This window comes from Nonomuraea sp. NPDC049709, from assembly GCF_040674815.1.
GTDB lineage: Bacteria > Actinomycetota > Actinomycetes > Streptosporangiales > Streptosporangiaceae > Nonomuraea.
Window position 1 is genome coordinate 1 of record NZ_JBFANM010000069.1, and the last position, 13,096, is coordinate 13,096.

Sequence of the window (13,096 nt, forward strand, 5' to 3'; positions counted from 1 at the left end):
CCAGGCCGTGCACCTGGATCGCCGGGGTCTGCTGTGTCGTCATCTCAGACTCTCCTGTCTTCTTCGCCCGCGGCGCGCTCGATGGCGCTGGTGAACCGCTCGCGCTCCCGGCTGATGTAGCGCCCTACGGAGTAGTTCTGCACGAACGCCTCGACGAACTCCACGGGGTCCTCGCCGAAGATCTCGCGGATCGGGGTTCCGTCCGCCGCGCTCTGCTCGAACAGGTCGGCGAGGTCCTCGAACATCGACGCCGCGTCGGCGCCGTCCCCCGGCCCGAAGTGCATCAGGTAACGCTCCAGCGCTTCGACCGCCGTTCGATAGTTCTCGGGAAGCGCTCTGATGCGCGCCTTGTACCGCCGCCAGCGCTTCTTGTCCTCCAGCGGCCCGGTGACCACCTCCAGGTACTGCCGGTAGCGGCTCTTGGGCTCGTTCGGCTCTGTGGCCATGTCTAGTTGCCTCCTTCGCGGAGCTGCTGGAGCCGTTCGGTGAGGAAGCTCCAGGTCCTCCAGAACTCGTCGAGATCCGCCCGTCCGCGTGCGTTCAGGGAGTACACCTTGCGCGGCGGCCCCTTCTCCGACGGGACCTTCTCCACGTCGACCAGGCCGCGCCGCTCGATCCTGACCAGCAGCGCGTAGATGGTGCCCTCGGCGATGTCGGCGAAGCCCTGATCCCGCAGCCACGCCGTGATCTCGTAGCCGTACGCGGGCCGGCCGGACAGGAACGCCAGGACGATGCCCTCCAGCGTCCCTTTGAGCATCTCGGTCAGCTGCTTGCCCACGGAACACCTCCTCAGCTACTTAATGCTGCTGACTACTGGTACAAAGTAACACCGACTACCGGTACATAGCAACATTGAATAGCTGAGGTACGACCCGGGACCGCACATGCTGACCACCCATGGCATCCACCATCGCCGACCACCCTGATACCGGGCCGTCGCCGTGCTGACACGGCCGCTGACACGAACTCGACCGGCAGCACGAAATCGAGGCGCGGCATCTGCCGCGCCTCGATCTGTGCTGCCCTGGCCGGATCCTGCTACTGAGCGGTCGCCCTCGCGGCCTGCTCGATCACGTTTGTGACGGTCCTGGGATCCGTCATCAGGCCGACATGCCCGGCGTCGTACTCGGTGATGGTGGAGCCGGCCCGCTTGGCCATGGCCCGCTGGGCGCTGCGCGGGATGATCAGGTCCTTGGTGCCGATGACGCTCCAGGACGGGATCGTCCGCCAGGCGGGGGTGCCGGACGGCTCGTTGAGTGCCCCGACCGTGGCCGGCCGCTGGGTGGCCGCCACGAGTGCCTTGTCATCGGGGCTCAGCCCGCTCGCGAACGACGTCAGGACGGTCGACTTCTTGAGGTACAGGTCGGTGTCCGCGGTGGGCGGAAGGGCGGGGGGAACGAGGTCGAACACGGTCGTCGGGTCCGGGACCGACAGGGCGGAGTCCGGCCCCGCGAGTGCTGTCGCGGACTCGCCGGCGTCGGGCGCGAAGGCGTTGACGTAGACGAGTGCCTTGATGTCGGGGTTCCCGGTGGCCGCGTTGGTGATCACGGCCCCGCCGTAGGAGTGGCCGACGAGGACGATCGGTCCCGTCAGCGTTTCCAGGAAGGCCTTCACGGACGCGGCGTCACCCGACAACGATCGCAGCGGATTGGCGAGCGCCCGGACCATGTATCCGTCGTCCTGGAGCCTGGCGACGACTCGGCTCCAGCTCGAGGCGTCCGCCCAGGCACCGTGCACGAGCACGATGGTGGGCTTCGCCGTCCGCGACCGGCTGTCCTGGGCGGCGGCGCTCTGCGCCGGGTTGAGGCTCGCCAGGATGAGGGCGACCGCGGTGAGGAGGGGCACCGCGGTGAGGGGCCATCTCATGGTGTGGCGGGCCGCCTGAGCAAGGGTCATGGTTCTGTCCTGTTCTACGCGGGATGGGCGGCCCCGGCGTACGGGAGAGCGGAGACGGTGCGCGCCGGAGCCGCAGCCGAGCGCGTGATGCTCGACCCGTGTGCTAAGACCGGACACCGGTCCGCCGTGTGACGCCCGGACCCTGACCGCCCAGGAAGCCGCGCGGGGTGTCACATGCCCGGTGGCTGCCCTGTCTTAGGTGAGGCACCTATCCGATTCAGCGCGCTGGTGAGAAGGGCGGGTCATGTGGGTGGTACATCGCCGGAGATCGGCCTCCTCGGCTTTCCACGGTTCTTGGCCGGGTGGCCGCGGTTACGGGAGGCTCAGGCCATGACACGCGATGAGGGGATGCACGCGCCCTCGTCGGACCGACCGGAACCGGCGGGCCTGGGCGCCCTGCCCCGCCCCGTGGCGGCGGTGATCGGCGGCGGGGGTGTGCTCGGGGCCGCTCAGGTCGGCATCGGGTACGCGTTGGAGCAGCGCGGGTTCGTCCCGGACATGATCATCGGGACCTCGGTCGGCGCCCTCAATGGCGCGATCGTAGCCGCCCACCCCGGCACGGCCGCGTCGCGGCTGGACCACGTGTGGACCCGGGTCCGCCGCCGCGAGGTGTATCCGCTCGGTTTCCTGTCGTCGCGGGTCAGCATCGTCGCCGATCGCGGCCTGCGCAGGCTGATCGCCCGGGCCGAGCTGCCGCGGCGCATCGAGCAGCTGGAGATTCCCTTCACCGCGGTGGCGACGGATCTGGCCACCGGCACCGAGGCGTTGCTCAGCGAGGGAGACCTCGAGTCCGCGCTGCTGGCCAGCGCGGCCATTCCGGGGGTCCTGCCCCCCGTGGATCGGGACGGCCGGACGCTGATCGACGGCGGGGTGATCGCCTATGTCCCCGTACGGGCGGCGCAGGAGGCGGGGGCGGCCAGCGTGGTGGTGTTGTCGGCGGGGCCCGAATGGCCGCTGAGCCCGGCCCTGCCGCCCCGGCGGGCCGACGCGGTCGCCGCCAGGGCGGCGCTGCTGCTGGGGCACCGTCAGATCGAGCGCGATCTGCGCGAGGTGTCCACCCGGATCCCGACCGTCGTGCTGCCGACCGGCATCAAGACCTGGCCCGCCCCGTGGGACTTCCGGCAGTCCCAGCGGCTGATCATCACCGCCGCCCACGCGGCGGGCCGCTTTCTCGACGGGCTGCGCGTCAGCGGGCCCGGTCTCTACGGGGTGAACGGTGCTTCGGCCGGCCTGCCCGCCCCGGCAGCGGGGGCCGGCCGATGAGCACCATCGCGTTCCTCAACATCCCGATGCACGGGCACATCAACCCGACGCTGCCGGTCGTGGCCGAGCTCGTCCGGCGCGGTCACTCCGTCACCTACCACATCTCCTCCGAGTTCTCGGCGGAGATCGCGGCCACCGGCGCGACCGTGTGCCTCTACCCCGAGGCCGACCGGCCGCTCGCCGATCCGCCGATGCCGGTCACGATGCTGGAGGGGATCGCGCGCACCACCGTCGGCCTGCTGCCTCAGGTGCTCGCCGAGCTGCGCGACATCCGGCCCGACCTGATCGTGCACGACTCGGCCTGCCTCTGGGCCGCGGTCGCCGCACGCGAGCTCGGCGTGCCCGCGGTATCGCTGTTCACCACGTTCGCGTACAACCGGCATGCGCCCAGCCCCACCCGCGTCTCGTGGAAGCTGCTGGCCCAGGCGGCGGCCCATCCCCGTAACACCCGCGACTACCTACGGTCGCGGCGCAGCCTGCGGCGCCGCTACAACACCCGCGGATTGCCGCGGTTCGATTTCCCGAACGTACGCCAGCCGCTCAACCTGGTCTTCACCTCACGTGACTTCCAGCCCGGCGCCGGCACCCTCGACGAGTCGTTCCGGTTCGTCGGCCCCAGCCTGGGCTCCCGCCCGCCCGACCCGTCGTTCCCGCTCGACCGCCTGCGAACCCCCGTGCTGTATGCCTCGCTGGGCACGGTGTTCAACGCGGGCCCGCAGCTGCTGCGCAACTTCGTCACCGGTCTCGCCCCGCTGGGCGGCACCGTGATCGTCTCCACCGGGGAGACCGATCCGGCCGCGCTGGATCCGCTGCCGGACAACGTGATCGCGCGCCGCTTCGTCCCGCAGAACGAGGTGCTGGCCCGGGCCGCGCTGTTCGTCACGCACGGCGGCATGAACAGCGTCAACGAGGCCATGTACGCCGGGGTCCCGATGCTGGTGATCCCCCAGGGCGCGGATCAGCCGCTCGTGGCCCGCCGGATCGTCCAGCTCGGCGCGGGCCTGTCGATCAGCGCCCGGGACGCCGGCCCGGGGCTCGTGCGAGCCCTGGCCCGGCGCCTGCTCGACGAGCCGCGCTTCATGGCCGCGGCGGACCGCCTGCAGGTCGCCCAGCGCGACGCCGGCGGCTACCCGCGCGCCGCCGACGAGCTCGAGCGCTACCTGCACCGCAGCGGCCGGGCCGACCGGCCGGCCCCGGCGGATTCGCCGCAGGAGCGGTGAGCGATGTCACCCCTCGTGATCATCCTGCTGCTGCTGGCCGGGCTGTCCGAGGCCATCGGACGGCTCCTGCCCCTGATCGCCCGCCGGCCCCGCACGTCGCGGCCCCAGCTGATCCCGCTCCTGCTGATCGGCGCCGTCGTCGAGGGCGCGGTGTTCGCGCTGTGGCCGCTGACCGCGTGGACGCTCGCCGAGCTCACGCTGTCCGCGCCCCTGTCCGGCGGCGCCGCGTTCACCTGGACACCCGACCTGGTCGTTCCGCTGCTGCTCGCCGCCGTCCTCGCGTTCCCGCTGCTCGGACCGCTGCTGCACCTGCTGCTGCTCGTGGCGGTCGGTGCCGGCCTGGTGGTTCCGCTGGCCGCGGCGACGGGGCTGGGGTGGTGGGCCGCCGCGGGCTGCGTGGCCGTCGCCGGGCTCGGGCTCGGCATCGCCGTCGAGGTGGTCCGTCGCCTGGTGGTGAGGATCAGCGCCGTCACCGGGGTGCGGGAGCCGGTCACATGATGGAGTTCCCGCTCCTGGTGCTGGTGCTCGGTCCGGTCCTGCTCGCCGAGGCACTGCTCGCCCGGTACGAGGTGCTGGCGTACGCCGCCGGCTGGCGGGCTCCCACGACCGAGCTCCCGCAGGGCATGCCCTACGCCCGGGGTGCGGACCCGGACCGCCCGCCGGCGGCGTACCTGGTCTATCTGGACGGCATCGGCAAACGACGCTTCCGCGACACCCGCGACGGGGGCAAGCTGGTCGAGGCCCTGATCGCCGGGGCGCCGGAGCTGCGGGTGCTGGGGCAGGTGCAGCCCTACTCCCCGCTGGCCGCCCCGCTGGTCAACCGGCCCGTGTGGGAGTGGCTCCGCCACCACATCGAGCTGCTGCTGTTCCTGCACAACGTCGTGCAGATCTTCGTCGCCGCCGACCACCGGTACCGTCCGCTGTACAACCGCGCCGTGGGCGTCCAGATCGCCGACCAGCTGCGCCGGGCCGGCTACCGGCCCGGCAGCGGCATACCCGTGGTGCTGCTCAGCTACAGCGGCGGCGCCCAGGTCGCCATCGGCGCGGTCGCCGAGCTGCACGCCCGGTTACGTGCCCCGCTGCTGCTGATCACTCTCGGTGGGTTCCACAACGGCGCCAACGATCTCACCCATGCCGACCACCTGTACCAGCTCACCAGTGACCACGACTGGATCGAGCGGGTCTGCACCTGGCTTTTCCCTCAGCGCTGGCAGCTGTTCCGCCGCAGCGCGTGGAACAGGGCCCGCCGCGACGGAAGGATCACCACACGGTCGCTCGACCCGGCCACCCACGTCGGCCGGCACAGCTACATCAGCCCGGAGGCGCGGCTGCCCGACGGCCGCAGCCACCTGGACCGCACCACCGACACCGTGATCGCCCTCATCCGGGCCCACTGCGGAGCCCGGAACGTGGCCCGGTCAAGGGCTGGTCAGAGCGGTTCGCGCGGCGGCGGGGGGCCGATCGTGCCCGGCGCGGCGGGCGAGCGCGAGCACGCAGCCGAGCGTGAGGACGAGCAGGGCGATGTAGTACCCCACGACCGGCCAGTGGCTGCCGCCCCCGCTGATCAGCAGCCACTGGGCGACCAGCGGGGTGGAACCCCCGATGATCGTGCTGCAGAGCTGGTAGGCGACGGAGATGCCGGTGTAGCGCACGCGTACGGGGAACGCCTGGGCCAGGAAGCCGGCGAGCAACGCGTAGTACGAGGCCCCGGTGACCACGCTGAGCGCGAGGGCGACCCCGATCAGGAACCCGTCCCGGGTCGTGATGAGCAGGAACATCGGGACGGCGACCAGGATGTTCGCGGTCAGGGCGCCCGCCATGACGCGTACGGCGCCGATCCTGCGGGCGATGAGGGCGGCGACAGGCTGCCAGAGGAACTGCAGGACGAAGGTGACCAGCAGGATGTCCAGCATCATCTGGCGGGGAATGCCGAGGTCGGTGGTGGCCCATGACACGAGGAACGTGTTCGTGAAGTAGGCCGCGGAGATCCCCAGCGCGCTCGCCCCGATGCCGAGGGCGACCAGCGGCCATGCCGTGCGGAACAACGTCACGAGAGGCAGCCTGACGGCCGGCTCGGTCTCGCGCGCCGCGCGGAACTCGGCGGACTCGTGCACCGCGATCCGGATCACCAGCCCGATCACCACGAGGAGCGCTGACAGCAGGAACGGCACGCGCCAGCCCCACTGCAGGAAGGCGTCGTCGGGCATCCGTCCCACCACGAGGAAGGCCAGGGTGGCCAGGATGGCGCCGGCGGGCGAGCCCTGCTGCACCCACGCGCCGGCCATGCCGCGGCGTCCCTGGGCGGCGTTCTCGGTGGCCATCAGGACGGCCCCGCCCCATTCGCCGCCCACCGCGATGCCCTGCAGCGCGCGAAGCAGAACGAGCAGCAGCGGCGCCGCGTACCCGATGGACGCGTACGTGGGCAGGACGCCGATCAGCGTGGTGGCCGATCCCATCAGGATCAGCGTGACGACCAGGACGTTCTTGCGCCCTATGCGATCACCGAGGTGCCCGAACACGATGCCGCCGAGCGGACGGGTCAGGAAGCCGACCCAGAACGTGGCGAATGCCGCCAGCGTCCCGGTTCCGCTGTCGGCCTCGGGGAAGAACAGGGTGCCGAAAACCAGGGCCGAAGCGGTGCCGTAGATGAAGAAGTCGTACCACTCGACCGCCGTGCCGATGAACGAGGCGATCGTGGCGCGTCGGCTTTGACGCGAAGCGAGCGTGCCGTCGGGCATGGAAAGGATCCTTCTGAGGAGGGCAGGGGGGAACACCGGGCGCGGCAGGTGCGAGCACGTCCGTGGTGTCGACGCGCTCCCCCGGAACACGGCAGCCTGACCGGTCTGTGCGGTCTGCATAGTCTGCGCGACCTCAAGCGACACAGTCCAGTACCGTTTGCCCCCGGGGATCCCGGACTCAGGACGTGGCCACGGCGTCCTCCAGCAACGACGGGCGGATCTGCTTGCGGGACACGATGCCGAGCTTCACGAACACCTTGCGCAGGTGCCATTCGACGGTGTGCGGGCTGATGAACAGCTGGGAGCCGATCTCGAGGTTCGTCAGTCCGTCACCGGCCAGGCGCGCTATCTGCGCCTCCTGAGCGGTCAACGTGGTGCCTATCCTGGCGGAGCGCCTGCCTGCCTTCTCGCCGGTCCCCTGCAGCTCACGGCAGGCACGTTTCGTGAACCCCTCGGCGCCCATCTGGCAGAACATCTCATGAGCGATGCCCAGCTGCTCGCGCGCGTCGGCCCGGCGGTTCTCCCGGCGCAGCCACTCGCCGTAGAGCAGCCGGGCGCGGGCGTAGGCGATCCGGACCTCGGTGCGGCCGAGCCGCTCGATCGCCTCCTGGTACAGCGCCTCGGCGGCCGATCCCTCGCTCACCTGGGCACGCACGCTCGCGGACGTGCCCAGGGCCCAGTCGGTGCCGCTGGATCGGGCCAGCTCGTCGAGCCGCGCGGCGGCCTGGGCCGCGCGGGCCGGTCTTCCGCTCCGGGTCGCGGCCTCGACGAGCTCGACCAAGGACCTGATGAACGCTCCTCCGAGCTCCTGCGGGTGCTCGCAGCCTCGCTCGGCCGCGGCGTACGCCTCCTCGTAGCGGCCCAGGCCGTTGCTGAGCACCGCGGTCGCCCACTGGGTGGCGGTCGCCACCTTGCCCTCCCCTCGCAGGGCGGTCTCTCGCGTGACCGCCTCGATCGCCTGACGCGTCGCGGTCTCCCGGCCCCGCCACGGCTCGAACACCAGGGCCGCGTACTGGGCCAGGAAGCGGCTGCCCGTCACCTCACCGATCGCCTGTGCCTCGGCGACCAGCGCATCGGCGTCGGCGAACTCGCCGGCGAGGGCCCGGTTCGACACGCGCAGCAGGAGAGCCGACGGCAGCACCGACAGCGTTCCCGTCTCACGCGCCAGGTCGACCAGCCGGGCCGAGAGCACCGACCAGCTGTCGAAGTCCCAGACGTTGTGGGCCAGGCGGCAGGCGAACGGGAGCCAGCCCAGCCCCTCTTCCCGGGAGACCTCGTCGGTACGGAAGGCCTCCAGGGCCCGCAGCGCCACCGGCACGCCCGCCGCGTAGCCGTCCGTGGCGACCAGGGCCAGACCGTTCAGGAGCAGGTCGGCACGCTCCGGCGCGGGTCCGGGAGGCGCGGCCAGGGTCGCCCTGGCGACGTCCGCCAGGCGCGGGCCGTCCGGCAGGCGGCCGGCCGTGATGACCGCGAGCAGCGCGTCGCGGTAGGACTCGCGGGCCAGTCCCGGGTCCAGCGGCTCGAGCCGCCCGGCCGCTTCGAGCAGCAGCGGCAGGGCGGTACCGGCGCTGGTGGCGGCGAACATGATCTGACCGCGCAGGAGGTGGGCGCTGGCACGTTCGCGTTCGTCCAGGGGGCTGAGCGTCGCCGCGTCGAGCAGTCCGAGCGCGGCGTCGTACCCGCCGGCCCGGAATTTGGCCCGGGCCGCCGCCAGCGTCCTGCCACCGCGGCGGGCGGGATCGGGGGTGAGCTGGGCCGCCCGTTCCAGGAACGTCGCCGCCGCCGCGACCCCGCTGCGGGCCTGCGCGCGCTCGGCCGAGCGGGCCAGCTCGGCGGCCACCGTCTCGTCGGGACCGGCTGTGGCGTTGGCCAGGTGCCACGCCCGGCGTTCGGGGTCGGTTCGCTGATCGGTCGCGTCCGCCAGCGCCTGGTGCACGCGCTGACGGTCTTCCGGGGTCGCCGCCCGGTAGGCGGCCGAACGCACCAGCGGATGGAGGAAGCGCACCCGGGTCCCGATCGTGATCAGCCCCGCCGACTCTGCCGGCGCGGCGGCGCTCTCCTCGATGCCCAGTGTCTCGACGGCCCTGGCCAGCAGGGTCACGTCACCCACGGGCTCGGCCGCCGCGACCAGCAGCAACTGCCGTGTCTGGGCCGGCAACGACTCGACGCGGCGCAGGAAGCTCAGCTCGGTCCGGCCGGCCGATGGTGCGTCGGGCCGGCCGTACCCGGCGGCCAGCTCCGCCGGAGCCAAGCCACGGGGCAACTCCAGCAGAGCCAGCGGGTTGCCCTGCGACTCGGCGACGATCCGGTCCCTGACCCGCCCGTCCAGCCGCCCGGGAGTCACGGAGTCGAGCAGGGCGCGGGCGTCGCCGTCGCTCAGCCGCCCCACCTCAAGCTGCGGCAGCCCCGCCAGCACCTGCCGCAGGCCGGGCTCGCGCACCGCGATCACCAGCCCGATCCGCTCGGCGAGCAGGCGACGCGCGACGAACGCCAGGGCCTGCGCCGAGACCGGATCCAGCCGCTGGGCGTCATCGATCAGGCAGACCAGCGGCTCCTTCTCGGCCACGTCGGCGAGCAGGCTGAGCACCGCCAGCCCGACCAGGAAACGGTCCGGCGGCGTGCCCGCGCTCAGCCCGAACGCCGTCTCCAGCGCGTCGCGCCGCGGCTTCGGCAGGCGATGGAGTCGGTCGAGGAACGGGGCACAGAGCTGGTGCAACCCGCTGAAGGCCAGCTCCATCTCCGACTCCACGCCCGCCGCCAGGGCGACCCGGCAGCCGGCCGCGCTGCCCCGCGTGTACTCCAGCAGCGCCGTCTTCCCGATGCCGGCCTCGCCCCGCAATACCAGGACCGCACTTGAGCTGCGCCCGGCCTGCACCGTGGCCACGAGCTGATCCAGCGTCTCGCACTCGAACTTCCGGCCATACAGCCGCACCTGGGTTCACCCCTCCCTCGGCCTGCCGTCGGACGCCCACCGCCGACACCACGTACTGTGGCCGGGCAGATGCCGCGCTCGCCTCGGGGTGACCCTGGTCCGATCCCTAGTGGGCACTGGGGCACCCCCAGGGATACCGGCCGGCGCGCTGAAACTCGTGTCCCCCAACCGGATCGTCCGCACCGCATCCACTTGATGCATAATTGCGACAGCCCAAAATGACCGGGTCTGGCCCACTTGACCTGCGCGGTGGTGGTGAATGTCGAGCAGCGCTCCTCGACACGAGCTGCGTGGCAGGCATGACGAGTGCGAGGCGCTCGACCAGTTGCTCGCGGGCGCCAGGGCGGGTGAGAGCCAGGTCATGGTGCTGCGCGGCGAGGCGGGGGTCGGCAAGTCCGCGCTGGTGGACTACCTGGTGGCGAACGCGACGGAGTGCCAGACCCTGCGGGCCGCCGGCGTCGAGTCGGAGATGGAGCTGGCGTTCGCGGGGCTGCACCAGCTGTGCCTCCCGCTGATGGGGCAGATCGACCGCCTCCCCGGCCCGCAGCGTGATGCCCTGGCCGTCGCGTTCGGCCTCAGCGCGGGCAGCGTGCCGGACCGTTTCCTGGTCGGGCTGGCGGTGCTCAGCCTGCTGGCCGAGGCGGCGGAGGAGCAGCCGCTCGTCTGCGTGGTGGACGACGCGCAGTGGCTCGATCAGGTCTCCGCGCAGACGCTGGCCTTCGTCGCGCGCCGGCTGCTTGCCGAGCGGGTGGCGTTGGTGTTCGCGGTGCGGGTGCCGACGCCCGGTCCGGGCGATGACCGGTTTCGGGGGCTGCGGGAGCTGGTGATCCACGGGCTGCGCGACGACGACGCGCGGGCGCTGCTGGACGCGGTGGTCCCCGGGCGGCTGGACGTGCGGGTCAGGGACCGGATCGTCGCCGAGACGCGCGGCAACCCGCTGGCTCTGCTGGAGTTGCCGCGCGGCTTGACGGTGGCCGAGCTGGCCGGTGGGTTCGGATGGCCGGACGCGCGGCCGCTGGCGAGTCAGATCGAGCAGAGTTTCGTGCGGCGTATCGGGGCGCTCCCGGGTGCGGCGCAACGGCTGCTGCTGGTGGCGGCCGCCGAGCCGGTGGGGGACGTCCTGCTGCTGCGGCGGGTGGCCGAGCGGCTCGGCATCGGGGCGGGCGCCGCGGCGGCGGCCGAGGCGGCGGGGCTGATCGAGTTCGGCACGCTGGCGCGGTTTCGTCATCCGCTGGTGCGCTCGGCGGCTTACCGGGCGGCGGATCTCGGAGAACGTCAGGACGTGCATCGTGCGCTGGCCGAGGCGACCGATCCCGAGTCCGATCCGGATCGCCGGGCCTGGCATCGCGCTCACGCGGCGGTCGAACCCGACGAGGCCGTGGCCGGTGAGCTGGAGCGCTCGGCCGACCGGGCCCAGGCGCGCGGCGGTGTCGCGGCGGCGGCCGCGTTCCTGAAGCGGGCGACCGAGCTGACGCCCGATCCGGCCAGGCGCGGCGCGAGGGCGGTGGCCGCGGCGCAGGCCACCTTCGAGGCCGGGGCCCCGGACGCGGCGCTCGGCCTCCTCGGCGCCGCGGAGCTGTGCCCGCTGGACGAGCTCCAGCACGGGCGGCTGGCCCGCCTCCGCGCCCAGATCGTCTTCGCGCGCAGGCGCGGCGGCGAGGCGGTGCCGTTGCTGCTCGACGCGGCCGACCGGCTGGAGCGAGTGGACGGCGGACAGGCGCGCGAGGCGTACCTCGAAGCCATCGGATCAGCGGTCTTCGCCGGCCGGCTGGGCGAACACGGTGCACTTCGGAAGGTGGCCGAGGCCGCCCGCGCCGCACCGCCGGGACCGCGACCACCACGGCCGGCCGACGCACTTCTCGATGGCCTGGCGACACGCTTCGCCGAGGGCTACGTCGAAGGCGCGCCGCTGTTGAAGCGCGCGCTGCGGGCGTTCCGGAAGGAGGCCGGACGCAACGGGGACGACGTCATGCGCTGGCTCTGGCTGACCTGGCTGGTCGCCGGTGACATGTGGGACGACGAGATGTGGCACGAACTGACCACACACGCGGTTCGGACGGCTCGCGAGACCGGCGCGCTCAACTTCCTCCCCCTGTCCCTCACCTACCGCGCGGCCGTGCACGTGCACGCCGGGGAGTTCGACGCGGCCGCGACGCTGGTCGAGGAGTCCACCGCGATCTTGAAGGTGACCGGCAACGCGTACCTCGGTTACGCCTCGATGCTGCTCCTCATCATGCGTGGCGAGGATGCCCAGGCGCCGACGGTGCTCGACGCCCGTGCCGAGTGGGCGTCGAGCACCTGGGGTGAGGGGCGGTCGATCGGCGGGCGGCACTACATGAACGCGGTGCTGTACAACAGTTTCGGTCAGTACGAGGCCGCCCTGGCCAGTGCGGAAGGGGCGTGCGAGCACGAGGATCTGGGGGTCTACGGTTTCTCCCTCGTCGAGCTCGTCGAGGCGGCCGCCCGCTCCGACGCCCCGGAATCGGCCGCGACCGCCCTGCGGCAGATCGAGGAACGAGCCACCGCCAGCGGCACGAACTGGGCCCTCGGCCTGTTGGCCCGCTCGAGGGCGCTGCTGTCCGGCGGCCAGGCCGCCGAGCCGCTGTACCGCGAGGCCATCGAGCACCTCCAGCGCAGCCGGAGCACCGTTGACCTCGCGCGGACCCACCTGGTGTACGGCGAGTGGCTGCGCCGCGAGAACCGGCGCGTCGACGCGCGCGAGCACTTGCGCATCGCCCATGAGATGCTGCAGCGGTTCGGCGCCAAGGCCTTCGCCGAGCGCGCCGGTCGCGAGCTCCTGGCCACCGGCGAGACCGTCCGCAAGCGCACCGCCGACTCACCGGACCGGCTCACCGCTCAGGAGGGCCAGATCGCCCGCCTGGCCCGGGCGGGCCTGTCGAACTCCGAGATCGCCGCCCAGTTGTTCCTCAGCCCGCGCACCGTCGAGTACCACCTGGGCAAGGTGTTCACCAAGCTCGCCATCACCTCCCGTCACCAGCTCCCGCAGGCCCTGCCCGATCAGGACCAGAACCGTCCGTGAGCCCGGG

General features: G+C 72.4%; 9 protein-coding genes. 4 read left to right on the top strand and 5 right to left on the bottom strand.

The window, feature by feature from the left end; translation table 11 throughout:
* Positions 1–44: 44 nt before the first annotated feature.
* The 3 genes from AB0J69_RS46385 to AB0J69_RS46395 form a co-directional block, all read right to left on the bottom strand.
* Entirely contained in the window at positions 45–446 is a 402-nt protein-coding gene (locus AB0J69_RS46385) for a DUF1048 domain-containing protein (protein ID WP_364132006.1), read from the bottom strand.
* Between the two features lie 2 nt (positions 447–448).
* Complete coding sequence (locus AB0J69_RS46390) at positions 449–778, bottom strand: PadR family transcriptional regulator (RefSeq protein WP_364132008.1); 330 nt, start codon at positions 776–778, stop codon at positions 449–451.
* 260 nt (positions 779–1,038) lie between these two features.
* A complete protein-coding gene (locus tag AB0J69_RS46395) occupies positions 1,039–1,896 on the bottom strand; it encodes an alpha/beta hydrolase (protein ID WP_364132010.1) in 858 nt (285 codons plus the stop codon).
* A gap of 330 nt (positions 1,897–2,226) precedes the next feature.
* Between AB0J69_RS46395 and AB0J69_RS46400 the strand changes: the two genes are divergently transcribed.
* From AB0J69_RS46400 to AB0J69_RS46410, 3 genes are read left to right on the top strand one after another with little or no spacing between them, the layout of a single operon-like run.
* Positions 2,227–3,159, top strand: a complete 933-nt coding sequence (locus tag AB0J69_RS46400; RefSeq protein WP_364132011.1) for a patatin-like phospholipase family protein — start codon at positions 2,227–2,229, stop codon at positions 3,157–3,159.
* Positions 3,156–4,379: a macrolide family glycosyltransferase gene (locus tag AB0J69_RS46405; RefSeq protein WP_364132012.1), complete on the top strand. Its 1,224-nt coding sequence runs from the start codon at positions 3,156–3,158 to the stop codon at positions 4,377–4,379. The genes AB0J69_RS46400 and AB0J69_RS46405 overlap by 4 nt, the downstream gene beginning before the upstream one ends.
* 3 nt (positions 4,380–4,382) lie before the next feature.
* A complete protein-coding gene (locus AB0J69_RS46410) occupies positions 4,383–4,877 on the top strand; it encodes a hypothetical protein (RefSeq protein WP_364132013.1) in 495 nt (164 codons plus the stop codon).
* 920 nt (positions 4,878–5,797) lie between these two features.
* Here the strand turns inward: AB0J69_RS46410 and AB0J69_RS46415 are convergent.
* The gene (locus tag AB0J69_RS46415) at positions 5,798–7,117 is read right to left on the bottom strand and encodes an MFS transporter (RefSeq protein WP_364132015.1); all 1,320 of its coding nucleotides are present in this window, start codon (positions 7,115–7,117) and stop codon (positions 5,798–5,800) included.
* Positions 7,118–7,295: 178 nt separating this feature from the next.
* A complete protein-coding gene (locus tag AB0J69_RS46420; RefSeq protein ID WP_364132017.1) occupies positions 7,296–10,049 on the bottom strand; it encodes an AAA family ATPase in 2,754 nt (917 codons plus the stop codon).
* A 259-nt stretch (positions 10,050–10,308) separates the two neighbouring features.
* On the opposite strand from AB0J69_RS46420, the gene AB0J69_RS46425 reads away from it, so the two are divergent.
* Positions 10,309–13,089, top strand: coding sequence for an AAA family ATPase (locus tag AB0J69_RS46425; RefSeq protein ID WP_364132018.1), 2,781 nt, complete (start codon positions 10,309–10,311; stop codon positions 13,087–13,089).
* The last annotated feature ends 7 nt before the right edge of the window (positions 13,090–13,096 follow it).